Origin of the sequence: Bartonella sp. AC62GZZY, from assembly GCF_042196525.1 — a bacterium.
Classification (GTDB): Bacteria; Pseudomonadota; Alphaproteobacteria; order Rhizobiales; family Rhizobiaceae; genus Bartonella.
The window spans coordinates 113176-137532 of the sequence record NZ_JBHIQN010000003.1 but is presented as its reverse complement, the minus strand read 5'-3'; the positions used below and the strand labels follow the sequence as shown (position 1 = coordinate 137532).

Sequence of the window (24357 nt, the reverse complement as noted above, 5' to 3'; positions counted from 1 at the left end):
ATTAACCACCTTGCATTGGGCTTAAAATTTCCACTTTATCTCCTTCATGCAAAATAAATTGGTCTCGCGCATCTACAGGAACAACTTCAGCATTAACAGCAGTTGCTAGCCAATTTCCTTCATACCCCAATTCCACAAGCAAGAGACTAAGAAAAGGAGCTTCTGTTTGAAGTGTTTCACCATTAACAAATATTTGCATGCTTTATTCCAATGCCAATTTCACTGCTCGTTTTGCCATTTCTGGAGACAAAAGAAAACCATGTCTATAAAATCCATTAATAGAGATATGGTTACCATATTTGCATACAGAAGGGAAGTTATCAGGATAAGCTGGACGAATACCAATGCCGGATTCAACAATTTCTGCTTCGGCAAAAGCAGGGTGCAATGTATAGGCCGCGTTGAGCAATTCCATCATTGATCTTACAGAGATTGCACCATCAAAGTCACTTTCAATCATCGTTGCGCCAATCATGAAAATATCATTCTGTCGTGGAACAACATAAAGTGGAAATCGTGGATGAAGAAGACGAATTGGGCGGGAAATTTTAATTTCTGTACTCCGCAAGAGTAGCATTTCACCACGTACACCCCGTATATTTTTATCTTTTCCTAAACGTCCTATTCCTGTCGCATCAATAACAATATCAAAATTTTTTTCAGCCTTCTCTACATCAACAAAACAGGCTCCATTGTTGAGAAGCTTTTCTTTTAAAGCCATAAGTGCTTTGCGAGGATCAATATGGGCTTCATTTTCATAAAAGAGTGCACAGTTAAAACGTTCCGCAAGATCTGGTTCAAGATGAGCTATTTCTGTATTATCTATGGTTTTGTGATTATGCGTACGCATAAAAAATCGTTCAAGCTCTCCTCTATCTCGTGTAGGTGCAACTACTAAAGTGCCTTTTTGTATGACAAGGTTGGGGAGCGTTTTACGCCACCATTGTATAGCTTGTACACCAAGATCTTCAACAATCTGTTCCGCATTTTCTCTTTCACAGTAAGGTGCGAGCATTCCTCCTGCATACCAACTAGCACTTCCTATAGGTGAATGAGGGGGGGCTGATACAGTAACAGAAGCACCTTTTTGCTGTAACATAAAGGCAACTGTTAAGCCGCCTACACCTGCACCTTTGATAAGAATGTTCTTCAACTGTTTACTTTCTTTTTTTGAGGAGGAACAATTTCCATATAAAGATCACCACTTTCTTGATATTTTTCAGCCATAGCAATCATACCTTCACCTTTTGTTTTTTTGAGTGCTGCAGCATCACGAATATCATGGGAAATACGCATAGAACAGAATTTTGGTCCACACATGGAACAAAAATGCACCAATTTATGGGCATCTTTAGGCATTGTCTCATCATGAAAGGCACAGGCTGTTTCTGGATCAAGAGAAAGGTTAAATTGATCATGCCATCTAAAATCAAATCGTGCACGCGAAAGAGCATTATCGCGCAATTGTGCTCTCGGCAAACCTTTGGCAAGGTCTGCGGCATGAGCAGCAATTTTATAAGTAATCACACCAGTTTTTACGTCATTCCTATCGGGGAGTCCTAGGTGTTCTTTAGGTGTTACATAACACAACATAGCAGTTCCAAACCATCCAATCATAGCGGCACCAATTGCTGATGTAATATGATCATAACCCGGAGCAATGTCCGTTGTAAGAGGTCCTAAAGTATAAAAAGGCGCCTCATGACAAAGATCTAATTGTTGCTCCATATTTTCTTTAATTTTGTGCATTGGGACATGCCCAGGGCCTTCAATCATAACTTGTACATCTTTTTTCCAAGCAACTTTTGTCAATTCTCCCAAGGTTTTAAGCTCTGCAAATTGGGCCTCGTCATTGGCATCGGCAATAGAGCCAGGGCGCAATCCATCCCCCAATGAAAGAGAGATGTCATACGTGCGTGCAATATCACAAATTTCATCAAAATGTTCATAGAGAAAACTTTCTTTATGATGATGCAAACACCATTTTGCCATAATAGAACCACCTCGTGAAACAATACCTGTTACCCGATCAACGGTCAAAGGGATAAAAGGTAGTCTTAATCCTGCATGAATGGTAAAATAATCAACACCTTGTTCTGCTTGCTCAATAAGGGTATCACGAAAAATATCCCATGTTAAGTTTTCGGCAATACCCTGCACTTTTTCGAGTGCTTGATAAAGAGGAACTGTTCCGATGGGCACAGGAGAATTTCGGATAATCCATTCACGAATATTGTGAATATTTCGTCCTGTAGAAAGATCCATAACTGTATCTGCTCCCCAGCGAATGGCCCAAACCATTTTATCAACTTCTTCTTCCATAGATGAAGTTACTGCTGAATTTCCAATATTGGCATTAATTTTAACACGAAAATTACGTCCAATAATCATAGGTTCGCACTCTGGATGATTAATGTTTTGTGGAATAATGGCGCGTCCACAAGCAATTTCATTGCGAACAAATTCCGCAGTATAAGTTTCAGGTATTGATCCAGAAAATGTTTCATTTGATGGTACATTTTGCCGCTCTTCTACTGCTAATCCTTCATTTTCTCGTATAGCCACATATTCCATTTCTTCGGTAATAATGCCTGCGCGTGCGTAAGCCATTTGTGTAATTGCTTTGCCATTTTTTGCTCGTAAAACAGAACGTTTTTGCTTAAAGGCTGGTGTAAGGTTTTTATCAGAAGTCAATCCATTATCTTCAGGTTTAACTAATCGTGCAGGATAAGTTTCAGTATCATCCCGTTTAGAGAGCCAAGGCAAGCTAATTGCTGGAAGGCCTTTTGTAATATCAATGATCATATCTTTATCTGTGTAGGGGCCAGAAGTATCGTAGACGTTTAAAGGTTTTTCACCACTGCCATCAGCCAGTGAAATTTCACGCAATGGTACGCGCACATCAGAAAAGAGAAGGCTCTGTTGATAAATTTTGCGTGAAGCGGGAAAGGGGTTACAACTAATTGATGGAGTATTTTTCTGCACAAACTTTTTCCTTATAGACACGGAGTTCAAAAATAGGTTGCGATGTTAATGGAGTTACGATGTTAATGGAGATGTATTCAAATTATCAATCACGAGCATTCGGATGAATAGGGGTAAGTATTGCTTTGTAGCAAAGAAAACCCAATACAGCTCAAGAAAAGTTATTTTGAAAAACTGATACAATATCTATTCTAATATTTGCATGCCTCCTCCCACTTAAAGTATTTTTGTTAATACGAATATGGTTGGCTTAAATATCTATATTGTCAATCATAAAAATATATTTTAAACGATTTTGGTGTGTTTTTAAGAGTGAAAATAAATATTATGAAGTGATAAACTATGATATTGAAGCTTTTATAAACCAGAATAAAGTTAAAAGCGGATTATCAGAGAAAAAGTAGATAGTTTATGGCTCTGATTGAGATTTTTTTCATATTAAAATAATAACTCAGAATACCATAAGATTCTCTCATCATATATCTTTTCATATAAAAACACTTCCTTGCACGTCATAAGTGGGAGCGTATGGGGCAAAACACTTGAAGAAAGGAAGCCAAATGTCATTTAATGAATATTCTAAGATGTGAGGCTGTCAAAAAGTGGAGGCCAACAAAATGTATGATGGATTCCACTTGTATCCTCAAAAGCTTAAAGCTGATGATCTATAATGGCTTGCTATTGTATCATTGACGTGCGCTGTCGTAAAATGAAAGGAGTATATTTTGAGCAATATTTCTTAAAAAGTGCGTAATATGCAATATCATTATATTTTGTTTGGGGTATTCTATTCTTCATGAGGGGGATGTTTCCATTAAGAATGCGATAAACAAAAGCGGGAAACAATACCTAATCTTTATTATTAAAAATAATATTGTCTTGAATTAAGAAGAACACCAATAATTGCAAGATGTTGTTTAGAATGATTTATTGCTCTTGCAAAAAACATATACATATAATAGTATATAGAGGGAGATGTGCTAAGTGTGGGAGGGGGAAAGTTGGTTATGGGGCGTTTAAAAAACAAGGATATTGTTCATAAAGATTGGGGGAGGGGCTAGGTTATGCTTTTTAATTTTTTCCGGATCGGATACAACCTTCAAATTTTGTGAAGGTGTGTGATATTTGATATTTCAAAGTATTTTATTTCCAGTTTAATGAAAGTGTGGAGCAAGTGTCCATATTGAATATATTTTCTATGATACATTTAGATTGAATAAAAGCTTATTCAAAAAAACATTGGTGCTAATCTTGTGACACAATTTCAGAAATAAATTGAATAAAATAGAACAAAGTATCTGCGTGTGAATAAAAAGATAATGAAGCATGTAAAAAATTTGAAGCTAATTTTTAAAGTTTTAATACAAATGATAGCCAAAAGATAGAATTTCTTTGTTTAAAATATATGGTATAAAATATCGACGAGATAGATTTAAACTATTGAAAAAAAATAAAAAAAGATAATGTTTAAGTCAGAAACTTTCTATGTGGATGATAAGTTATTACATTCAGTAATGGTTATATGAAATCCATAATAAGGAAAAATTTGAATAATATTTATAAATTTTGCAACAAGATGCAAGATTTAAAAAATAATTATATAACAACAGCAAAACAACAAAACAAGATATTAAGTAACATCAGATGAGGTGGTTACATTATACATTAGAAGAGAAAGTATTCATACTAATGTTATGAAAAGCGTCTGGTGAATTTAGGTTATAAAATTGGAAGGAGTGAAGAGAGATAAAATGCGTAAATAAGGATGGTGCAGTGGTTATGATGTATCAATCAACAGCGGCAGCACATTTTAGTGCACAGAACGAGAAGTTGTTAGAAAAACTATGAAAATAATGGGGGTTTAAAATGTCTAATATTTACGATTGGTCTCTAAAGGCTGATGAAAATGCTTATTCAGATAGTATCATTAATTGGGCAGAAGGACAGCCGCCTAGTTCTGTTAATGATAGTGCACGGGCGATGATGCAGCGCGTACGAGAATATCTTGCAGATAATGGTGGATCTATTGACTCAAGCTTTATGGTAAATGCGGAAGATAAAACAACATTAATTACCTTAAAGACAGTTTCACCAATAAAGAAATACAACAATGATATCATCATACGTTTTAAAGCTCGTGGCACAAATATTGGCACGACGACAATAACTGTTAATAATATAGGAGAAAAGCTTATCTATAAAGCCACTGATGTGGGGGTTATCCCCTTAGAAGGGGGAGAGCTGCAAAGAGGTGGCATTTATGAAATGGTATATAATAATGGTGTTTTAATAAAAGAGCATGAAGGGTGGTATTTATTAAATCCTACACCACCAAAAATAGAAAATTTTCCTGCTGGATTCATTGCAACATTTGCTATGCAAAGTGTGCCAAATGGTTGGCTTTTATGTGATGGTAAGTCCTATAAGTGTGAGGATTATCCGCAGTTATTCAAGGCAATAGGTGATAAATGGGGGAAAAACAGCTATGGAACTTTTAAAGTTCCTGATTTTAGAGGTATGTTTTTACGCGGCTTTGATGATGGCCGTGGTTTAGATGGTGGTAGAAAATTTGCAGATAAACAACAAGATAGCATAAGATCGCATACGCATATTGGGACCATTGAAGAAGCAGGCGAGCATGCACACAGTTTTGAGTATAAAACAGTAGGATGGCCCGTTGGTGATATTGGAAGGCTACCAAATCATTATACCTATAATGCGACCCTGAAAGGGACAACAGCTTCTGCTGGTGCACATACACACAAGATCACTCTTTCCCATACGGGTGAGGCAGAAACGCGCCCTGTTAATGCAACTGTTGTCTATGCTATAAAATCATGAGTATGATCTGCTCATAAATAATCTATACACTTTGATAATTTTGTTAACGCGGAGCAATTCCGCGTTATTTTTTATGTATGTGAAGAGGAAATCTATACTCTTTATACAATACTTGAGAGAGTTAAAAAATAATTTTAAATGATTGGAGGGAAGAGTTAAGGATATAATTTATTATAATTGTATGATTATGAAGAGAAAATATGTAAAAATTATTTTAAATTTGCCATTAAATGATCTGGAGATATATCTTTTCATCAGGTGTTTTGATAGGGGCTAAAGTGATACAATTACTCAATCTGAGGCATGAAAAAGTGCAACATTTGTAGCGTTTTATTACAAAAACAGTATATCTTTGTATCAGCGAATTGATCTCATAAAGAGATTTCTCATCTCTTTATCAATTTTATTTCTTTGCAATGCTATGATGTAGGTTATATTTGTAAATTGTATACTCCTTGAGTGAAATTATCGTTATACTTTCTTTTCATCTCTATATTACGCATTGTTTTTGCGTTAAGGGGACGACAAGAAGCGTTATTGAATTTATTTTAAATATTTTATTCAATAGTTTAATTCTTTTGATGTACCAATAAACAATTTTTCTAATAGAGGAAGAAAAATAAAAATATGATTATATTTAATGTTTTTATTGACTACAGAGATAGATAAAGAATCAATATAAAAAAAGATAAAGAAAAAGCATATATGTTATGAGAAAAAATAACGCCGTTAAAGCAACAAATAAATCTTTTACAGATTGTTAAGAGGTACTTAATTTTTATCTAGTCCCTAGAAAATATAAATAATCCATGTAATTATTATGACAAAGGTATTTGTATGTATTTCTGGATCATTTTTATTAAAGACAAGAGTGATAGAAATAGCGAGGAAAATACATATTTATGTCGTATAAACTTGCATTATATAAAAGTATGATAGCAAAACAAAATCTCAAATATTTTTAGTACGTAAAATCTTGAAAGATTTTAAACAGATAGTCTTTTCCAAAAATATCTTTGATGCGAGCGGAAGACGTTAGATGATAGAAAGGAGTTCATTAAAAATAAAATAGAATCTTGAATATTTGCGTACTTTATTGTGCTAGGTACATTAATTTTTAGATTGAAGCTGACTGCTTTAGGATCTAAATCTCATAAGAGGATGCTGTTTGAGGGAGTATAAATGGGATATCTTCTTTAGGTAATTCAGAAACGTTTAAGGAACAATGATAAACATCGCGGAGATTTTGTGTTGTCAAAACATTAGTCGCATTTCCTTCGCAATAAATCTCTCCTTCTTTTAGCAAGATCATGCTATCTGCATAATGTGCTGCAAGATTGAGATCATGAAGAACAGCGAGAACGCCGCCACCAGAATGAGCAAATTGTTTAGCAATATCCATAACGATGATTTGATGTTGAATATCGAGGCTAGCAATAGGTTCATCTAATATCATCCAGCGAGGAACCTCATTATGAACAGGTTTCCAGATTTGGCAAAGAACACGAGCAAGTTGTACGCGCGCTTGTTCTCCACCTGATAATTGGTGATAATATAGGTTACCATAATCAGAAAGGTCAACGCGATCTAAAGCTTTCTGGATAAGATTTTGCAATTCGGCTTTGGCAGTGCTAAATTGGTTTACAGAAAGGCCAAGCCCTACAACTTCATGGACTAAGAACGGAAATACGAGCGTTGTTGATTGTGGTAGTACAGCGCGCATTTTTGCCATTACATGAGTTTTTGTTTGGCATACATTATAACCATTTAAAGTTATTTTTCCACTGTAAGGAATTTCACCACTCAGAGCTTTGATAAAAGTACTTTTTCCTGATCCATTAGGGCCAATAATAATGGTAAAAGCACCACTTTTAGCTTGAAGATTAATGTGTTTAAGAATCTGTTTTTTTCCGCGCTGAACACAAATATTTGTCGCTTCAATCATGAAAAGTCTGTTCCTCGTTTGCATATAAGGATCCATAGAAAGAAAGGTGCACCAAAAAGTGCTGTTACAATCCCAATCGGCAATTCTGCGGGGGCAACAATTAAGCGTGCAAACATATCAGCAAAAATAAGTAATGCTGCTCCCAAGAGAGCAGAGCAAGGAATGAGATAGCGATGATCAGGACCTATGAGCTGACGTAAAATATGAGGAACAATAATACCAATAAAACCAATACCACCACTGACAGCAACAGCACTACCACACATAAGAGCAACAAGGGGAATAGAAATATTTTTGACGCGTTGAATATGGAAACCAATATGGCCAGCAACAGCTTCTCCAAGAGCAAGGGCATTAAGTGCTCGTGATAAAAAGGGAGAGAAAAGAAGACCAATAACGATAAAAGGGAGAACGAGCCATACTTTCAACCATGTAGCGCCCGCAAGAGAGCCCAGACTCCAAAAAGTGATATCACGCAGTTGTTGGTCATTTGCGACAAAAATCAATGTTCCGACAACAGCACTACTTAATGCACCAAGAGCAATACCAGCAAGCAGCATGGTTGCAATAGAGGTAAAGCTGTTATGTGTTGCTATTATGTAGAGAATAATCGTTGATAAAAGTCCACCAAAAAAAGCACCTATGATAACTTTATAAGGCTCTAGAAAAGGTGCAAATGAAACAGGAAAAGCAATGCCGACAACAATTGCTAAGACTGCTCCAAGTCCAGCACCTGCTGATACACCTACAATTCCGGGATCTGCAAGAGGATTACGAAAAAGCCCTTGCATAAGAACACCGGAGACAGCTAAAGCTGCTCCAATCAATAATCCCAAGATAACACGGGGAAGCCTTATGTCGATGAGCACGAGGTAATCACGCGTTTTACTACTTACCGAAAAATCTTGTGTAAGCATCACATGGAGGAGATCAACGAAAGAAACCTTTGCTGCACCATTCAAGAGCCCACCAAAAATACTTAAAATAAGGAATATTATTAAGCTTAATAATAAAATCTTCCCCTGCTTTGAACGGTTTATTTTTTTACCTTCTTTTTCTTTAGGTAAATGCATCCTGGATGTACCGTCTACCATTTTTATCAGCTCTTACCGTTTTGATGTGCACCATAAAGTATCTCAATAAGCTCTCTTGATGCGTCTGCAGTACGTGGACCAAATCCCAAAAAATACATAGCATCCATCTGTTTTATGGCATGATTTTTCGCTGCAGTTGTTGCTTGAATTGCCGGTATGGCTAAAATCTTATCAATGCTGGTTGATCTTGCACCATGTTTTACAAGCAAAATAACATCAGGATCTGATTTCAATAATGCTTCGCCGTTGAGAAGTTTATATCCTTTATAATCGGTGATAGCATTGATAGCGCCTGAAAGTTTGATCATACTATCAGCTGCAGTACCTGTTCCAGATGCCATGACGCGTCCATTTTGCACAGAGAAAACAAAAAGAACACGCTTTGGTGTTGTTACTTTCGCCAAAAGCGCATCGTTGTCTAAAAAATTACGCTTCAATTTCTCAATTAACGCTGCGGCTTGCACTTCCCGATGAATGGCTTGACCAACGAGGCGAATCTTTTCTATCACATTTTCACGGGAGTAGTCTTCTGGTATGATCACCAGAGGTATCGATGTTTTTTTGAGAATATCAATTGTTGAAGCGGGACCACTTCCTTCAACAAGCAATATACCCTCTGGAGCAAGTGATAAAACCCCCTCAGGTGAAAGAGCACGCATATATCCTAGCACAGGAAGCTTGAGCGCTTCTTGTGGGTAGACGCTTGTACTATCACGGGCGACAAGTTGATCTTGGGCTCCCAATGCATAGACAATTTCTGTAAGTGCTCCGCCGATAGAAACAATTCGAGCATTTTCAGGAAAACGCGTTGCAGGTTCAGCAATCACTTGTTTAGAAAAACAAGTAAGAGAGAGCAGTAAACACATAAGAAAAAGGTTTGATAACCTATGTAAAAGAGATATGAACATGTCTAACCTTATCTTAGTTACTGCTGTTTTCTTGGCATGATGGCAAACTATTCAATAAAGAACGCCAATCTTCACGTTCTTTTTGACCCTCTTTGCGTACGCCAAAAAATTGAATAACCATCTCATCATCTTTATCGAAAACTTCAAGTGAACTGACATAACCATCACGGGTAGGTTTGCGAACATGCCATACACTAGAAATCCCAGACGTGAGTAAATGAAGGTCAAATCTTGGATCAAGAACATTAAGCCAAGGTCCCATTTGCTTAATATTTTTTACAGTCCCACTAAAAATTTGAATACACCCTTTATTCCCAACAAAACACATGATTGGCAGTTCTTGTTGTGCGACTTGGTTAAGCATTATTTCAACAGCATTTACCTGTAATTCATCGGCAAATTCATTACCAACATATTTTACAGCATGATGTCGATTAATTTTAAATTCGGAAATAATTTTGTGAAGTTGGTGTACATCTGTCATTTTCCGCCAACGGTCCCGAAAACTCTCAATATCCAATTCTGTTATGTCACACTGGGCTGGGAGAGAAACGGGAAGAATGTTAAGAACAGGAGACTGATCTTCAAGAAGGAGCTTTTCAACAAGTTTATTCCACTCTTCCATATTTGTCATATCTTTAGAATAGACCTTTAAGATAGCAACGCCATGTTGATCAAAGAATTGCAGACTTTTTGTAGGTTTTCCAAGAATAACGACATCATATTCAAAACCGAACTTCCATTGTTTTGTAAAAATACGCAAATCAATTTCACCAAGTGTGATAGGAATATGTTCGTTTTGAACAATTTTTTCAAAGCGTCCCGTTATTTCGTGAACAGCATATTCATTGCGAGTTAAGACCATGACGGTTCCAAGTCGAGGTGCATTTTCCAAGAGAGTAGCAACATCAGTTTGTAGCCTTTTTGCTTTTCCAATGGTACAATAAGCCGCAATAAGCTCCGCTTCAGATATACCAATCGAAACCGCAAAATCGCGGTTTCGCATTTCTTTTTTTTCTTCACGCAAACGAAGAATCATTTCAGCTGTATGTGCCATGAATTTACCTTATGCTACTTAACTCAAAAACTAACTTTCAAATTTTACAATTCCAAGGCAATAAATTAAATTCTTTTAAGAGTTCAATCTATCACAAAATAACACTCTATCGCCAACAGCTGAGCAATCAAAAAACGATAAAACAGAAAGAATTAAAACTTTTCTACCAAATCTTTGTAATTTTAAAGATGTTGAAAATAGAAACACAATAATTAATCCTTTTATCAATATGATTTTATTGACCGAATAATTAACAGAAGTGACTAAAACTTTTGTACAAACGACACCTTAAAGTTACGACCAGGCTGGCTATAATAGTCTTTTGGTGTTGAACTTTTACCTGAAGGAAGTTCAGATACATTCCAATATTTTGTATTGAAAAGATTATAAACACCGGCTCTTAGAATAGGTCCTGTTTCACCGAATGGTTTCCACCACCCTGTCATATCAACGACATGATATCCTGGAATTTTTTGGTAATCAGATTCTCCGGCTACTTTATCACGTTTAGCTGCCAAAGTAAGGATAATATCGCTTCCCCAAACCTCTTTTGCATATCCTAATCCGATAATTGCTTTCAAAGGAGGAATTGAGTTAAGATACTCCTTTTTATCAAGATCTTTTCCTTGTGAATAAGCAAGAGCAACATTGCTATGAAAACCGTTTTTAAGAACTAAATGGGCTTTTGTCTCAACACCAAAAATTTGCACGTGAAAACGATTCATATAATGCCGACGCGCAAATCTAAATTCCTCTGATGGCCCTCTATCCTCAGTATCTATGAAATTCTTATATTGATTAAAAAAGGCATTGAAGGAACCACCGAAATTTACATTTCCATACCGTAAACCAACATCATACCCATTGCTTGTTTCTGGTTGAAGATCAGGATTCCCTTTCACGTAATAAGCAGAAGGTTTGATATAAGAGACGTAAAGTTCTGAAATACGTGGTGCACGAAAAGCCTGTGCCCACTGAGCATAGAGCGTTACTTGATTACGAACATCCCACTCCACGCGTAATTTAGGAGAAAAGCGTGAACCACTTCTTTCTGGAGGGAATTTATCAGAAATCAGAGCTTTCTCATAAGAAGGTGTTTTCTGAGGAACATATTTGTACCAATCATACCGGATTCCCGGTGTTACACGAAAACGATCATCAACCAACCCAATTTCATCTTCAAAAACAAAACCTAAATTGTAACCATTTGTGTCTGGCGAATCTGATCGATTAGCAGGAACAAAAAGACATCCTCGAGCGTATTCTTTTATATGACAATTGTCTTTACCTAACAAATAGTGATGAAATTTAGATGACGAAACATTCATTACAAACTTTAACGTATGGTTTATAGTGCCAAAATCCACTTTTTTAAGGGCATCAGCATTGAAACCATAATTGATATTACGCAAGAAATTATCTCTCAAATAATCCCCTTTGGGGGCTGAAACACGAACGCCTGTCATAACGTAACGACTTGATTGCCTTTGCCAATAAAGCTGCCCATTAAACGCATCAAGAACTGCATCACCATTACCATTATAATTATAAGAAAGAGAAAAGCGCTCACGAAGTTTATTATCCTGCTCATAAACGGAACCTGGAGCGTATCTTTTAGACGAATTTAATTCATGTGTGTTACTCTTATGACCAAAACGCTCTGCGGTAAAACCAAGGCGGTGATTATCACTCAAATATTGATGAATTTTAAAAAGTAAGTTATTTTTATCAAAGTGAGAAGGGTTTTTGCGCGTGCGTTCCTCATACCCTTCTACTGTTCCCATATTTTTGCGCTCATGACCTTCTACATAAGATCCTTGAAAAAGTAAAAATGTCCGGTAATTACGCACAGCAAAAGCTTGATCGATGCGCCAGCTGTTATCAACAGAATTATAACCACCTTTTATAAGGCTTCCCCAATTCTTTTCTTCCACGATCAGGTCTTCAGGATCAAGGGTACGCAACGCAATGATTCCCCCTAAGGCGCCAGAACCATAAAGACTAGAATCTGATCCTTGAATAGTATCAAACGTAGAAAGAGCATTGAAATCAAAAGTTGTGTTTCCACCTCCACCACGGAATATATCATTAAACCATGGAAGAGAAATACCATCCATTGTCGTAAGAACACGGTTTGCATCTAAACCCCGAATAACGAAACTGTTATTTTCTGAGTTATAGGATACGGAAGGATTAAGACGACTCACATCATAAACATCAGTTATTTGTCTTTCATCAATATTCTTGTTGGTCTTACGATCAGTCAGAATGGTTATTGAATTTGAAGCATCTTCTATTTTTTTTCCTTTAATAAGGATTGGTTTGAGTTCAGTGACAGCACTTCCATCTTTATTTTGTGCAAAAACAAATGAAGGTATACAAACCGATAATGCACTTAAAATTACACAGCTTTTATAGATATTTTTTCGTCTTATTTGCATAACACATCATAACCCTTTTAAACATCCCCTCTCTGTTTTGAAATTTTTTTAATACAAAAAGGCTGGACTCACTAATTAAAACTTGCCAGCCAAGTAGGAATGATTTTGACAACAGCACAAAATCATTAGAAGACCATATTAAACATGACAAAATCAGTCAAGAAAAAAGTTGCAATTTCAAAATAGCTTGTTTTAATGAGATTGAACACCAATATTAAGCTTAAAATAGTGGCAGAAAAAACGATGAATTTTGCAAATACGAAACAATTATTAATTCTTTGGATTGGTGCATTTATTGGGGCTTTCTTTTTGCATGTATTATTGGCAGCACAGTTTTATTTTCAAAGTACTGGTATCAGTAATGGCTTGCTCTCGTCGGAGATTATGCTGACTTTTGTGCAAGAAACTGTATATCCGGATGTTGATACAGACTTGCCAGATATTCATAGAGAGTTGGATATTAATACAGAGCAAGAAGTATTACAGTCTGATCTCCTAGAGCAGGAGTCAGAAGGATTGGAATCCGTGGATGAAGTTCAATCGGAAGAACCTCAGCATATAGTAGAACAAGATGATTTAAAGCCTTTGGAAGAACCCCTACCTCAAAAAGTGGAGCATAAAGCGTTTATCAAAAAAACAATACCGATGCCAAAGGCAGTAGTAAAGCGCTCCAATGCAAAGGCGGTACGTTCTTCTTCCATCAACAAGGGCGGCGGTACAGCAGGGCTTGAAGATATGTTGTTAATGGAGTGGTTAGCAAAGGTACAGTCACAATTAGAAAGGCAAAAAAATTATATTGTGGGACAGCGCACCAATCGTACAAAAGGAACGGTGAAGTTAGAATTTATGGTGCATGAGCAGGGGAGTATTTTTTCTAGTCGTGTCGTTGTTTCTGCTGGAGATCCAGAACTTGATCGATTAGCGATGGCAGCCCTTCGACGCGTTGGTTCTTTTCCACCACCACCACCATCAAAAGTGAATAAAACAATTAGAGTATCCCTAATATTTAGCTGATTTTTTATACGGGGCGATTTTCTTATAATATATTGATTTATAATGATTGTTTATAATTTTGATGAAAGTTAAAATATAATTTATTCGAATTTTTTTGATGTTGAATCAATCAAAACCATCCGCTTACTTATGATACAAGTTGAGGAGGAGCATGGACAAAAAACTTCTAAAAAGCAGTGAACATACTTCTTATGAGTGCTCTAAATGAAAGGGCTTTTGCAACATTGGGAGTTAAGGGATGATAGAGCTATAGCTTTTATTAATTAAAGGTCTAATCGATTTTTATACCATTCGTGAGAAGATTTTCGTAAGTACTTTTCAGATACACCGTTGTGAAATGGACTTAGAAACATTAAAATAAAACAATAATATAAATAAGAAAAACATACTATTTGGGGATGCTCTGTTTTGTGTAAAGGATGTGAGCTTATATGTAAAAATGAGAAAAAAGCAAAGCTTCATCTTCATTATTAAAAGATATTGACATATTTAAAAGTCGTAAAACCGAATGAAAAGGGAAGGGGCAGAAGAGAATTGTTTGTCTTTAAGGCTTTCTAACTCAATGAGTCTCTCTTTCTGTTATCAGAGATAATCCAAACGATATACACAATAATGCGCCCCTATTGGGTATAGAAATATTGTAAGCAGAAAAAATAGTCTTAAAATAAGCTGTTTCACAAGATTTGAATATTGACTAATAAGCAACAGTAAAAGGATGAGCTATTTGTTTCACTCTTCTCTTATATTTGTAATCTCTATGATATTGTCATCTATGTTGAGAAGAAATGAATTATTTGTACTACCTGTTGATTTATAATGATAATTCATCATTTTGTATTTGAAATAAAAGACCCAAATAGTGTAGGGTTTTCTCATTTCGAATTTATGAATACTGAATCAATTAAAATTACTTTTTATACGTCCTAAGAAGGTTGGTATGTGGGTACTATTTAAAAAGGAATAAAAACACTTCTTATGAACCCTTTCAAATGCTACTTGGGAAGTTCAGGCATATTATTTCCGTCGACCAGAAAGCAAGTCGGTTTTTATATTTATTTTCCCGGTGAGTCTCGCTTTGTAAACACCGTAATTTTCCATGACACACATCACGTAATTCCGTGTTTCTGTATAAGGGATACGTTCAATCCAATCGATGACGTTATCGAGAGGTTGTCCTCGAGGATCGCCATAGCGCTTGGTCCATTCATTGACACGGCGGGGGCCTGCATTATAGCCAATAAGAGTTAGTATATAGGATCCATTAAAACGTTCCAATTGTTCATTGAGAAAATGGGCGCCTAATGTCACATTATAACGCGCATCACTGCTAAATCTTTTAGGAGACCATGCGATTGAGTATTTTTTTGCTAGTGCTTCTGCAGTTGTAGGAAGCAATTGGAGTATCCCTTGTGCACCTGCTTGTGATATGGCTGTTGGATTAAATTCGCTTTCTTTGTGTGCAATGGCATAGATAAGCGATTTTTCTTCTACAGAAATATGAGCAGAGTCTGGTATAGCTCCCAGAGGATGAGAGAGTGCTCCAACATTTTTTCCTAGGAAAGCAGCCATTTTTCCGATTCTGAGGCTGGTATAATAGTCACCATTTTTTTCTGCCATAACAGCCAGAAGAGCTAATTCACCGGGGCTTTCTATTTTTTTTCCGAGTTCTCTATAAAAAACTTTAGCAAACTCAGCATATCCAGCTTCTTCAAGACGTTGAATTGCTTTGATCGCTTTTCGTGCACTAAAATGTTGTCGCTCAGCGATTGTTGGTTTAGGAAAAGAGATATTAATTTTTTTTTGGTTGAGTCGCGCAGCGGCTAATTGACCATAATACGTTGCGCCAAAATGAGCGGCGCGATGAAAGTACAGCTGGGCATTTTTATGTTCTCCTAGCGTTTCTGCTGTTCGTCCCATCCAGTAATATCCACGTGATGCAGCAAAAGGTAAAGAGGAGAGTTGAGGAATGCGTGAAAAATGTTGCATTGCCAACTTAGGGTTATGAAGAAACCGTAGTGCATACCATCCTGCGTGAAATTCAGCATCGACGGCTAATGCAGATGTCATACCGGTGTGCCTTGCAACGAGTTGATAAGCTATTTGGGGTTTGTTTAAATCAAGCATTTCACGAGAAAGGGCGCGTTGCTCTTTCCACAATGATTGAGGGTTCATAAGATGGAATGCATCTTGTGATGTTTTCATCATGAGTGTTGCGGCTGCATCATATTGTTCTGTTCGCCGCAGATGGCGCATTCGAGCAAACTGGAAGAGAGGATCTTTTTTCCATACTCTTTCTAAAGCTTTTAATTTTTGTGTTGCGCTAGGATCATTTTTTTCAACCGCCACAAAAGCATCAAAAAGAGATTGAGCATGGGCTAATTTTGCAACGCGTGCCGCTGAATCAAAACGATGTGCATACAACATAAACTGCATGCGTTTTAAATGATCAATAGGTTTTAAGGCAGCACTTGCATTTTTAAGAACAAATACTTCTTCTTGTGCATTAAGCCGTGTTTTATGCCACCATGGTGCAATAATGTGTTGAGCACGGGTGATTTGTCCCGTTGCAATGAGCGCTTTAGCAAAGAGAGCCATGCCTTGTGCTGTAAGGGGGGGATGATGAGAAAATTTTTGGATAATGGCGTGTGTGATATTGGTTTCGTTAAGAAAAGCACGTTCAGCATTGCGTTGCATCGTTTCTATACCAGGCCATCCTTTTAGCATGTTAATTGCATTAGATATTTCAGAGCTTGGTATATTATTTTGCTTTGATAGTCCTAGCGCCCATGTCAAAATATAACGATCAAGGCTATGTTTTTCCATTGAATTACGAAGATTTATTGTTTTTGCAATATTGTTGTTTGCTAGTGCATCTAATCCAGCTTTTAGTTGTTTGAGTGTCGCAGTATTGTGCGATGTCGTGTGTCTCTGTTGAAGAGGTTCTTGAGCTTTTTGTTTTATGGCAATGGGGGTAGGACGTGTCGAAGGGATTGGTACTTTCCCATGTAAAAGCGGTGTTTGTGCAAGTGCACTTGAAAATAAAATTCTTATTGCCAGTATAAGTGCAGTAAAGGTTGATACGAAAAGAGAGGTGGAAAATACACGCATAGAGAAAAGACCTTGAGACCTTGCTTTTTGTAAAAAAAACTTAAGGTTTTTTAGAACACAAGCGTGAAAAACGCGTTAATATAGACGGTTTGTTTTAAAGAAATGTTCAACATTTAAGGAGGTTCATTTTCATCTTATGAGGGCTTTTTTTGAAATTCATCTTGCTTCAATGATAGAGCAAGATTATGCTCTATTTAAAATTTATAAAAGGCGATTATAAAAAAATAAAAGCAAACATTATAGGGAGTTTATCATGCTCAAGGGAGCTATAACTGCGCTTATCACCCCGTTTGATAACAAGGGCGCAATTGATGAGAAGGCATTTTGTGATTTTGTTGAATGGCAGATTACACAAGGGATTAATGGTGTAAGCCCTGTTGGGACAACAGGTGAATCAGCAACTTTAAGTCATGAAGAACATAGGCGAATTATAGAATTGTGTGTCAAGCAGGTCGCAAAGCGTGTTCCTGTTATTGCGGGAGCGGGATCAAATAGCACAAGTGAGGCTATAGAGCTTGCACAATATGCAGAAAAGGCTGGTGCAGATGCAGTTTTGGTTGTCACTCCTTATTACAACAAACCAAATCAATCTGGTTTATACAAGCATTTTTCTTCTATTGCCAAAGCTGTTTCTATTCCGATTATAATTTATAATATCCCTGGTCGTTCTATTATCGATATGGCCGTGGAAACGATGAGAGATCTTTATCAAGATTTTAAAAATATCGTTGGTGTTAAGGATGCGACGAGCAGAATTGAGCGCGTTAGTGAGCAACGTGAAAAGTGTGGCAAGGATTTTATGCAGCTTTCCGGTGATGATTGTACAGCGTTAGGATTTAATGCACATGGAGGTATGGGCTGTATTTCGGTTTCCTCGAATGTTGCTCCAAAGCTTTGTGCAGAGCTTCAAGCTGCGTGTTTTCGTGATGATTATAAAACAGCACGAGAATTAAATGATCGCCTCATGCCTCTCAATCGTGCTGTGTTTATTGAACCTAGCCCAGCAGGGATTAAATATGCTGCTACAAAATTGGGGCTTTGTGGTGAGACTGTACGTTCTCCGATTGTTCCATTAACAGAGAGCACAAAGAAGGTTATTGATGTAGCCCTCAGCCATGCTGGTCTTTTAAAAGCATAAAATGATATTGAAAAAGTCATGAATAAAAAAAAGAACGCGCCCGTACGGAAAATAATTGCTGACAATCGTAAAGCACGTTTTAATTTTGAAATCCTTAATAATCTCGAGGCTGGTCTTGTCCTTCAGGGAGCGGAAGTGAAGTCCTTACGTTCCAATCATGCTAATATTGCTGAAAGCTATGCGAGTTTTGAGAATGGGGAATTATGGTTAGTAAACAGCTATATTCCTGAATATACGCAGGCTAATCGTTTTAATCATGAACCACGACGTTTGCGCAAATTATTACTTTCAAAACGTGAGATGGCACGTTTTTTTAATGCAACGTCTCGTGAAGGAATGACACTTGTTCCTCTCAAACTTTATTTTAATGAACGAGGGCGCGTTAAGTTGGAGATCGCTCTAGCGCGAGGGAAAAAGCTTCATGATAAGCGCGAAACGGAAAAAAAACGCGATTGGGGACGTGAAAAAGCAAGACTTTTAAAAAGATATGGATGACGGATGCGATTTAGATATCCTTTATTTATAGCGCTATTTAAAATAGTTTTAGCATTGATCTAAGTATGTTTTTACTGCTTGAAAAATTTGGTGAAACATAGCGTCTGTTAAGCGGCCAGTATTCGTATTATAACGAGAACAGTGATAGCTTGAAAAGATGCGTAATCTACCGATATTATTGATTTCGCCATGTCCAAAAGGGTGAGCTAAAACTTTTGCATTAAGGGCACGTATTGTTGAATGGTGCGCAATGGTGCCTAAGGTAATAACGGCTTTAAGTTTGGGAAGATTTGTTAAAAGAGGAGAGAAGAAATAGCGGCACGTGTTAATTTCTGCACCGGTGGGTTTATTTTCTGGTGGAACACAACGAACAGAGTTAACAATTGCTGCATCAATAAGTTCAAGAGTATCGTCTGCTCTTTCTTCAAAGGTTCCTTGGGCAAAACCAAACTTTTTTAAAGTTGAATAAAGTAAGTGCCCAGCATAATCACCAGTAAATGGACGTCCAGTTCGATTTGCTCCGCGTAATCCAGGGGCAAGCCCAACAATAAGAAGGCGTGTTGTGTCTGGCCCTTTATAAGGAAAGAATGGGCGCACCGGTGCATTATACCAACTTGGTTCTTTTACACGCCAGCCAGCGATAAATTGATGGAGCCTAGGACATAAATTGCAATTTGGGGGTGGTTCTGGGCAAAGCGATGTTAATTGGCTATTCATGGTGTTAGGCATTAATCGTTTTTCTATTTTTTTTGAGTCTTTTATAGCGTATATGACGGGTTATGGTTTGATAAACAATCTATAATGAATATAAATAAACTTTTTTAGAAGAAAGTTTAATATAAACTTATTGCTCATTATTGTGTAAGGATAGGTCATCTTTCAGTAATTTATTCGATGAATAAGAGTGCAATACACATGATGTTCAAAGAAAAAAGTTCTCTCTTTAGATAAAGATATTATCATAAAAAGTATGTATAAGGCTGCTGTTATTGCAAAGGGTTTAAACAGCAGGTATTCCTTTTAAAAGGATAAGGACTCCAGACAAGTATTCTGTCAAGAAAGATCTCTCTTTGTTTGAAGTCAATCTATTGGAATGCTTTTAAAAGAAATTTTGATAACGAGCATGAATAGGTTATACATTTTTATAAATTTTCCAAGATTTTTTTTAAATAAGTTCTTTAATTAAAAAATATAAAAGTTTGTGTTGTTTTTCTTGTGTTTTATTTTGATTATTGTATATACTACTTTATCCGCTATTAAATTTTTTTATTTGAGAAAGAGGCATAAATGGCCCGCGTAACGGTAGAAGATTGTATTGATAAAGTTGACAACCGCTTTGAGTTGGTACTTTTAGCAGGTCATCGGGCGCGTCAGATTTCACAAGGAGCGCAGATTACGGTTGATCGCGATAATGATAAAAATCCAGTTGTTGCTTTACGTGAAATAGCAGAAGAAACATTGTCGCCTGCTGATTTAAAGGAAGACCTTATTCATTCGCTGCAAAAACATGTGGAAGTAGATGAGCCAGAAATGGCAAGTGAATTTATTACCCATTCAGGTGAAGCTGAAAGTGTTTTTAATACGTCGTCGCAAGAAGAAGGTACTTCATTTGATCATATGTCAGAAGAAGAGCTTTTAGCGGGTATTGAAGGTTTGGTTGTTCCAGAAAAAAGTGACGATTACTAATTGCAGAAATTTATGTTACAGGAGTAAAGATACCTTGTCATGTAAGGAGCAATTATTTTTCTTGTCTTTTTTGATAGGACATGTTCAATAAAGATTAGAGGTGTGAAAAGATAAAGGATATGCTCGTATGATGCGTCAGTGTGAGCTTGTTGGACGTGTTCAACGTTACAAGTCTGACGTAGATGAGGCTCTTTTAAACAGGGCCTATGATTATGCAATGAAAAAGCATGCACATCAAAAGCGTGCATCAGGTGATCTTTATTTTTCTCATCCTTTAGAAGTTGCTGCTATTTTGACAGATATGCGGTTGGACGAGGCAACGATTGCTGTTGCTCTTTTGCATGATACAATTGAAGATACAAGCGCTACACGAGCAGAAATTGATCAGATTTTTGGTTCTGAAATCGGAAAGTTGGTTGAAGGGCTTACAAAGCTTAATAAGCTTGATCTTGTATCAAAGAAAGCCGTACAAGCAGAAAATCTTCGTAAACTTCTTATTGCTATTTCTGATGATGTTCGTGTTCTTTTAGTCAAACTTGCTGATCGTCTTCATAATATGCGTACCCTTGGTGTTATGCGTGATGATAAACGTCGGCGAATTGCTGAGGAGACGATGGATATCTATGCGCCACTTGCAGGCCGTATGGGTATGCAGGATATGCGTGAGGAGTTAGAGGATCTCTCTTTCTTTTATTTAAATCCAGAAGGTTATCGTACGATTACCAATCGACTTTCTGAATTATTGAAACACAACCGTGATTTGCTTTCCACAATTGAAAATGAATTGACAAAACTTTTTTTCGAGCATGGCATTAAAGCAGATGTTAAAAGCCGTCAGAAAAAATCTTATTCAGTCTTTCGCAAAATGGAAAGTAAAGCATTATCTTTTGAACAATTATCGGATATTTTTGGATTTCGTGTGATTGTTGAGTCCGTGAATGATTGTTATCGTGCTCTTGGTGTCATTCATACGACATGGCCAATGGTTCCTGGTCGTTTTAAAGATTATATCTCTATACCAAAGCAAAATGATTATCGTTCTATTCATACAACAATTGTTGGTCCTTCAAGACAACGTGTTGAGTTGCAAATTAGAACGGCTGCTATGGATGAAGTTGCTGAATATGGGGTTGCTGCTCATTCCATATATAAAGAGCACGGTTCCAATTATTCGACTGTGAAGTTATCAAGTGAAACGAATGCCTATGCATGGTTGCGTCAAACGATACAATCTTTGTCTGATGGAGATAATCCAGAAGAGTTTTTAGAACATACAAAACTTGAGCTTTTTCAAGACCAAGTTTTTTGTTTTACGCCGAAAGGTCGATTAATTGCTTTTCCTAAAGGAGCTACGCCTATTGATTTTGCTTATGCCGTCCATACAGATATCGGTGATTCTTGTGTAGGTGTAAAAATCAATGGTCGTATTATGCCTTTAATGACCAAATTAAAAAATGGTGATGAGGTTGATATTATTCGCTCACACGCTCAAATTCCGCCAGCAGCATGGGAATTTCTTGTTGTCACAGGTAAAGCACGTTCAGCTATTCGACGAGCAAGTCGTGCAGCAGTACGTAAACAATATTCGGGTTTAGGATATCGTATTCTCGAGCGTTCATTTGAATATATGGGAAAGCAATTTTCAAAAGACCTTTTGAAGAAAGTTTTGCCACGTTTAGCACGTAAAGATGTAGAGGATGTATTGGCTGCTGTTGGGCGTGGAGAGCTGTTTTCCGCTGATGTGATTAAAGCAGTTTATCCTGATTATCAAGAGCGTGTCGTACAAAAGCCCTCTTTTAAGCCTGGGGAAGAAGGGTGGTTTAATATTGAAAATGCTCAAGGTATGATTTTTAAAGTTCCAGAAAATGAAAAGGATACAATGGTTGAAAATCATCAATCTAAAGCATTACCTATTCGAGGAACTCGTGGAGATATTCCTGTACGCTTTTCACCAGAAGGAGCTGTGCCTGGAGATCGGATTGTTGGTATTATGCAGCCAGGGGCTGGGATTGTTATTTATCCAATACAGTCTTCAGCTTTGATGGCGTATGATGATCAGCCAGAACGATGGATTGATGTCCGCTGGGATATTGATGCCCAAATGAATGAACGTTTTCCTGCACGGATGAATATTTTAGTTGTAAATAGTCCTGGTTCTTTGGCTGAAATTACACAAATAATTTCTGCTAACGATGCCAATATCCAAAATTTATCTTTTATCCGTACAGCACCAGATTTTACAGAAATTATGATTGATTTGGAAGTGTGGGATTTAAAACATTTGAATCGTATTTTTTCTCAGTTAAAAAAGGCAGGTTCAGTAAGTACAGTACGGCGGGTTCATGGATAAAAAGAAAGATTTTGCAATGAATACACAAGATGTCATTGATATTTTTAAACAAGCAGATGCTATTCTAGAAGGGCATTTTATTTTAACATCGGGGCGCCATAGTGCGACTTATATGCAAAAGGCGAAAGTATTCATGCATGCTAATTTGACGGAAAAGCTCTGTCGTGGATTGGCTGAAAAAATAAAAGAATCTATCAAGGAATCAATTGATTATGTCGTTGGTCCCGCAATTGGCGGTCTTATCCCTTCCTATGAGACTTCACGTCACCTTGGTGTTCCTTCTCTTTGGGTAGAGCGTGTAAATGGCATCTTTGAATTGCGTCGTTTTGAAATCAAGAAGGGTGCACGGGTTGTTATTGTTGAAGATATTGTAACAACGGGTCTTTCCATTCGAGAGACTGTTGAAGCACTTGTTGCAGCAGGAGCAGAGGTATTGGCCAGTGCATGTATCCTTGATCGTTCTGGTGGTAAGGTCAATGTTGGAGTTCCATTGATTGCGCTTGCTGAATACGAGATAACCTCTTATGCTAGTGATGCACTTCCTGCAGATCTTTCTGTTCTTCCCGCGATTAAACCAGGCAGTCGAAATATTTAATTGTCGTTCTATTTTTTGTGCAAAAGCTTAAAAAGATTAATTTGGATGATATAGATTATTTCATCATCAAAAGATGTATATTGAGAGTCATATGCTTTTTCGTCGTCGAGAACCAATAGATTTTGTAACGCGTATTCGACTTTGGTTATGGCCACGTCGTTCATTTTCTCGCTCATTTTGCTACATACATAAACGTATTTTGCGTATATCAGCAACACCGCATGAAGTAGCATTAGGGGTTGCTGTTGGCGTTTTTTTAGCGTGTTCCCCTTTCTTTGGGCTGCATATTATTTTGGCAATATTTTTTTCTTGGCTTTTGCGTGCAAACTTTGCTGCCGCAATCATTGGGACGATTTTTTCTAATCCACTCACATTTTTATTGATTGTCATGGCTGATTATAAAGTAGGGTATTTTTGTTTATCACTTTTTAGCGATGTCAAAGAGATTTCTCTTTCGCAAATTCGTGCTCTATTTAATGGTTTGACATTGTCAAATCTCTCTCTCCTCTTTAAAGGCGCATGGGACACAATTATGAGTCCTATGATTTTAGGGGGAACTCTTTTAGGTATTGTTTTTGGTGGTTTATCTTATATAGGTGTTTACAGAGCAACGGTTCGTTTTAAACAAAAGCGATATCAAAAGATTATAAAAAAAAGGCGTTTAAAGAAGCGCTCATCGTAAGAAAGATCGGGTAATATC

At 37.0% G+C, this 24357-nt stretch carries 18 protein-coding genes; 8 read left to right on the top strand and 10 right to left on the bottom strand.

The window, feature by feature from the left end:
* Position 1: 1 nt before the first annotated feature.
* From thiS to thiC, 3 genes are read right to left on the bottom strand one after another with little or no spacing between them, the layout of a single operon-like run.
* Entirely contained in the window at positions 2-199 is a 198-nt protein-coding gene (thiS, locus tag ACFIML_RS03425) for a sulfur carrier protein ThiS (protein ID WP_375606321.1), read from the bottom strand.
* A 3-nt stretch (positions 200-202) separates the two neighbouring features.
* Positions 203-1153: an FAD-dependent oxidoreductase gene (locus tag ACFIML_RS03420; protein ID WP_375606320.1), complete on the bottom strand. Its 951-nt coding sequence runs from the start codon at positions 1151-1153 to the stop codon at positions 203-205.
* Positions 1150-2985 (bottom strand): phosphomethylpyrimidine synthase ThiC, encoded by a 1836-nt coding sequence (gene thiC / locus ACFIML_RS03415; RefSeq protein WP_375687367.1) that lies wholly within the window; start codon positions 2983-2985, stop codon positions 1150-1152. The genes ACFIML_RS03420 and thiC overlap by 4 nt, the downstream gene beginning before the upstream one ends.
* Positions 2986-4851: 1866 nt before the next feature.
* Between thiC and ACFIML_RS03410 the strand changes: the two genes are divergently transcribed.
* Positions 4852-5826, top strand: coding sequence for a phage tail protein (locus ACFIML_RS03410; RefSeq protein WP_375687365.1), 975 nt, complete (start codon positions 4852-4854; stop codon positions 5824-5826).
* Positions 5827-6970: 1144 nt separating this feature from the next.
* Here the strand turns inward: ACFIML_RS03410 and ACFIML_RS03405 are convergent.
* The 5 genes from ACFIML_RS03405 to ACFIML_RS03385 all read right to left on the bottom strand — a co-directional run bounded on the left by ACFIML_RS03405 (position 6971) and on the right by ACFIML_RS03385 (position 13271).
* The gene (locus ACFIML_RS03405) at positions 6971-7771 is read right to left on the bottom strand and encodes a heme ABC transporter ATP-binding protein (RefSeq protein WP_375606317.1); all 801 of its coding nucleotides are present in this window, start codon (positions 7769-7771) and stop codon (positions 6971-6973) included.
* A complete protein-coding gene (locus tag ACFIML_RS03400) occupies positions 7768-8865 on the bottom strand; it encodes a FecCD family ABC transporter permease (protein ID WP_375606316.1) in 1098 nt (365 codons plus the stop codon). The genes ACFIML_RS03405 and ACFIML_RS03400 overlap by 4 nt, the downstream gene beginning before the upstream one ends.
* A gap of 5 nt (positions 8866-8870) precedes the next feature.
* Positions 8871-9773 (bottom strand): hemin ABC transporter substrate-binding protein, encoded by a 903-nt coding sequence (locus tag ACFIML_RS03395; protein WP_375606315.1) that lies wholly within the window; start codon positions 9771-9773, stop codon positions 8871-8873.
* 13 nt (positions 9774-9786) lie between these two features.
* Complete coding sequence (locus tag ACFIML_RS03390) at positions 9787-10830, bottom strand: hemin-degrading factor (RefSeq protein WP_375606314.1); 1044 nt, start codon at positions 10828-10830, stop codon at positions 9787-9789.
* Positions 10831-11093: 263 nt separating this feature from the next.
* Positions 11094-13271 (bottom strand): TonB-dependent hemoglobin/transferrin/lactoferrin family receptor, encoded by a 2178-nt coding sequence (locus ACFIML_RS03385; protein WP_375610142.1) that lies wholly within the window; start codon positions 13269-13271, stop codon positions 11094-11096.
* Between the two features lie 243 nt (positions 13272-13514).
* On the opposite strand from ACFIML_RS03385, the gene ACFIML_RS03380 reads away from it, so the two are divergent.
* The gene (locus ACFIML_RS03380) at positions 13515-14285 is read left to right on the top strand and encodes an energy transducer TonB (protein WP_375606475.1); all 771 of its coding nucleotides are present in this window, start codon (positions 13515-13517) and stop codon (positions 14283-14285) included.
* 1014 nt (positions 14286-15299) lie between these two features.
* Here the strand turns inward: ACFIML_RS03380 and ACFIML_RS03375 are convergent.
* Positions 15300-17393, bottom strand: a complete 2094-nt coding sequence (locus ACFIML_RS03375; protein ID WP_375687363.1) for a lytic transglycosylase domain-containing protein — start codon at positions 17391-17393, stop codon at positions 15300-15302.
* A 253-nt stretch (positions 17394-17646) separates the two neighbouring features.
* On the opposite strand from ACFIML_RS03375, the gene dapA reads away from it, so the two are divergent.
* Positions 17647-18531: a 4-hydroxy-tetrahydrodipicolinate synthase gene (gene dapA / locus ACFIML_RS03370; RefSeq protein ID WP_375687361.1), complete on the top strand. Its 885-nt coding sequence runs from the start codon at positions 17647-17649 to the stop codon at positions 18529-18531.
* 18 nt (positions 18532-18549) lie between these two features.
* Complete coding sequence (smpB, locus tag ACFIML_RS03365) at positions 18550-19026, top strand: SsrA-binding protein SmpB (protein ID WP_012231306.1); 477 nt, start codon at positions 18550-18552, stop codon at positions 19024-19026.
* A 48-nt stretch (positions 19027-19074) separates the two neighbouring features.
* On the opposite strand, the gene ACFIML_RS03360 is transcribed toward smpB, so the two are convergent.
* On the bottom strand, positions 19075-19743 hold the full coding sequence (locus ACFIML_RS03360) for a uracil-DNA glycosylase (RefSeq protein WP_375606474.1): 669 nt from the start codon (positions 19741-19743) through the stop codon (positions 19075-19077).
* 570 nt (positions 19744-20313) lie between these two features.
* Here ACFIML_RS03360 and rpoZ point away from each other — a divergent pair.
* The 4 genes from rpoZ to ACFIML_RS03340 all read left to right on the top strand — a co-directional run bounded on the left by rpoZ (position 20314) and on the right by ACFIML_RS03340 (position 24339).
* Positions 20314-20712, top strand: coding sequence for a DNA-directed RNA polymerase subunit omega (gene rpoZ / locus ACFIML_RS03355; protein WP_273791104.1), 399 nt, complete (start codon positions 20314-20316; stop codon positions 20710-20712).
* A 127-nt stretch (positions 20713-20839) separates the two neighbouring features.
* Positions 20840-23062, top strand: coding sequence for a RelA/SpoT family protein (locus ACFIML_RS03350; protein ID WP_375606310.1), 2223 nt, complete (start codon positions 20840-20842; stop codon positions 23060-23062).
* Positions 23063-23078: 16 nt separating this feature from the next.
* Positions 23079-23657 carry an orotate phosphoribosyltransferase gene (gene pyrE, locus ACFIML_RS03345; RefSeq protein ID WP_375606473.1) on the top strand — a complete coding sequence of 193 codons (579 nt, stop codon included), beginning with the start codon at positions 23079-23081 and terminating at the stop codon, positions 23655-23657.
* 91 nt (positions 23658-23748) lie between these two features.
* Entirely contained in the window at positions 23749-24339 is a 591-nt protein-coding gene (locus ACFIML_RS03340; protein WP_375606309.1) for a DUF2062 domain-containing protein, read from the top strand.
* Positions 24340-24357 lie beyond the last annotated feature (18 nt).

Bases quoted from the DNA above. Each gene is read 5' to 3' on its own strand.
- ACFIML_RS03340 (WP_375606309.1), top strand. From the start codon at position 23,749: ATGCTTTTTCGTCGTCGAGAACCAATAGATTTTGTAACGCGTATTCGA.
- ACFIML_RS03410 (WP_375687365.1), top strand. From the start codon at position 4,852: ATGTCTAATATTTACGATTGGTCTCTAAAGGCTGATGAAAATGCTTAT.
- ACFIML_RS03405 (WP_375606317.1), bottom strand. From the start codon at position 7,771: ATGATTGAAGCGACAAATATTTGTGTTCAGCGCGGAAAAAAACAGATT.
- ACFIML_RS03385 (WP_375610142.1), bottom strand. From the start codon at position 13,271: ATGCAAATAAGACGAAAAAATATCTATAAAAGCTGTGTAATTTTAAGT.
- ACFIML_RS03360 (WP_375606474.1), bottom strand. From the start codon at position 19,743: ATGAATAGCCAATTAACATCGCTTTGCCCAGAACCACCCCCAAATTGC.
- smpB (WP_012231306.1), top strand. From the start codon at position 18,550: ATGAATAAAAAAAAGAACGCGCCCGTACGGAAAATAATTGCTGACAAT.
- ACFIML_RS03395 (WP_375606315.1), bottom strand. From the start codon at position 9,773: ATGTTCATATCTCTTTTACATAGGTTATCAAACCTTTTTCTTATGTGT.
- ACFIML_RS03380 (WP_375606475.1), top strand. From the start codon at position 13,515: ATGAATTTTGCAAATACGAAACAATTATTAATTCTTTGGATTGGTGCA.
- ACFIML_RS03375 (WP_375687363.1), bottom strand. From the start codon at position 17,393: ATGCGTGTATTTTCCACCTCTCTTTTCGTATCAACCTTTACTGCACTT.
- pyrE (WP_375606473.1), top strand. From the start codon at position 23,079: ATGAATACACAAGATGTCATTGATATTTTTAAACAAGCAGATGCTATT.
- ACFIML_RS03400 (WP_375606316.1), bottom strand. From the start codon at position 8,865: ATGGTAGACGGTACATCCAGGATGCATTTACCTAAAGAAAAAGAAGGT.
- thiS (WP_375606321.1), bottom strand. From the start codon at position 199: ATGCAAATATTTGTTAATGGTGAAACACTTCAAACAGAAGCTCCTTTT.
- ACFIML_RS03350 (WP_375606310.1), top strand. From the start codon at position 20,840: ATGATGCGTCAGTGTGAGCTTGTTGGACGTGTTCAACGTTACAAGTCT.
- dapA (WP_375687361.1), top strand. From the start codon at position 17,647: ATGCTCAAGGGAGCTATAACTGCGCTTATCACCCCGTTTGATAACAAG.
- rpoZ (WP_273791104.1), top strand. From the start codon at position 20,314: ATGGCCCGCGTAACGGTAGAAGATTGTATTGATAAAGTTGACAACCGC.
- ACFIML_RS03390 (WP_375606314.1), bottom strand. From the start codon at position 10,830: ATGGCACATACAGCTGAAATGATTCTTCGTTTGCGTGAAGAAAAAAAA.